The organism is Methanoregula sp., from assembly GCF_002835825.1.
Lineage (GTDB): Archaea > Halobacteriota > Methanomicrobia > Methanomicrobiales > Methanospirillaceae > Methanoregula.
The window spans coordinates 1-1,601 of the sequence record NZ_PIZH01000465.1; the positions used below are offsets into that span (position 1 = coordinate 1).

The 1,601-nt window shown below is 55.2% G+C and carries 3 protein-coding genes; all 3 read right to left on the reverse strand.

Translation table 11 applies throughout. The features are described 5' to 3' along the window. Window positions 1–248: peptide-methionine (R)-S-oxide reductase (locus tag CW742_RS12315; RefSeq protein WP_292420791.1), on the reverse strand; the 248-nt coding region annotated here is incomplete at its 3' end. A 50-nt stretch (window positions 249–298) separates the two neighbouring features. After that, on the reverse strand, window positions 299–763 hold the full coding sequence (locus CW742_RS12320) for a redoxin domain-containing protein (RefSeq protein WP_292420793.1): 465 nt from the start codon (window positions 761–763) through the stop codon (window positions 299–301). Window positions 764–1,181: 418 nt separating this feature from the next. Next, window positions 1,182–1,601 (reverse strand): flavin reductase family protein (locus tag CW742_RS12325; protein ID WP_292420795.1); only part of this gene is annotated, 420 nt, incomplete at its 5' end.

Genomic DNA, 1,601 nt, shown 5'->3' on the forward strand with positions numbered 1-1,601 from the left:
GAATCGAACTTGTCATCCGATGAAAAGAGATCGGTCCCGCAGCATACGCACCGGTACAGCCCCTTCCCGTGCCAGTCATGGTATTTTCCCGCGAACGCGTACTCGGTCCCTTTCTTCCGCGCCACCTCGTACTGCTGTGGTTCAAGGAGCCTCTGCCATTCTTCATCGGTTTTTTCAACGCGCTCCATGTCCTCGAAGGTCTTCTTCGTCGCGTTGTATATGCGGATGGTCTTTTTTGCATCACTCATGGATTTTTCCCTTGATTTGTACCGGCCTTCCCCAGATTCAGGAGGGCCGGTTACATCTTCCCGGTCGCATCAAGGCTTCCGATGACTGCCAGGACCTCCCGGATATCCGGGACCGAGTGGATCGGGTAGAGCCGGAAGAACACCATACGGTGCGATTCATCGAGAAGGATGTTCGCCCGCTCGGAGATGCCGTTCTTCTCCCGGAAGATCCCGAACTGCTGCGCCACCTTCCCATGGGGCCAGAAATCGGCAAGGAGCCGGGTCTTTTGGATCCCGATATTCTCCACCCACGCCCGTTTCGACTGGAGGGAATCCACACTGATTCCCACGGCGACCGTGTTCAGGTTCCCGAACTCCGCAGAGTGCTCTTCCAGCGACAGCATCTGTCCCTTGCAGGCAGGCGTCCAGGCAAGCGGGTGGAAGGAGAGCAGTACGCGCTTCCCCTTTGTCTGCGAGAGCCGGAATTCCTTCCCGTACTGGTCGTTCAGCCCGAAGTCTTCGGGAACTTCGCCCATTGCAGTCATTTTCCGTTCATGCTCCTGTACCTACCAGCACATATTCCGCCGGAAATAAAAATGGTTTGCCAGCAGGGTCGCGGTCTTACGGATATTTGAATGCCCTGCAGAAATGCCCGATGACGTGAAGGCGCTCCCGGGGCTACGGCTGATGCCTCAAAGAACTTCGGGAAATTCTTCCCGTCCTTGCGGTTCTGATGAACCACTCAGACTTTGCAGTCGAAGAATTCCGTTGAATTCTTCTCCGGATCCTTTATCGCAGCCTGAAAATGCTGCTGCATTTTCCCGGGCCTGCCATGCCGTTGGCGGTGGCAGCACCCTCATGGTGCGATAGTCTGCTCATGGTGTTTATGAAAAATACTCCATAGATCCACAAACAGGTAAGAAATGAATGAGGATTTCTACCGGACCGGAAAAATTATACCGTGAATTTTTTCCCGCAGCTGAAAGCTTTTCCGGCACTGGCCGCCATCGTAAAATATTCCACCTGCAGCGGATCATACGCAAAGGGACGGAGTTTTGAACGGTCCGGCTTCCCCTCCGCGTCAAGAACCGATTCATCGGTTTTCAGGTCAAGGATGGTTCCGATGAACTGGGTGTGGGCCCCGATCTCTGTAACTGCCGAAACCCGGCACTCGAGAATGACCGGGAACTCCCCGACATACGGGGCGTCTACCGCTGACGCTTTCACGGGAGTCAGGCCGGTGGCGGCAAACTTATCGGTTGTTTCCCCGGAAGCGATCCCGAAAAAGTCAGCCTCGCAGACATAATCCGCAGAGGGGATGCTTATCGTGAACTCCCGTTTCTCCATCAGGTTCGGGTACGTGTACCGGGACGG

Excerpts from the sequence above, each read along its gene's own strand:
- CW742_RS12320 (WP_292420793.1), bottom strand. The coding sequence starts at position 763 with ATGGGCGAAGTTCCCGAAGACTTCGGGCTGAACGACCAGTACGGGAAG.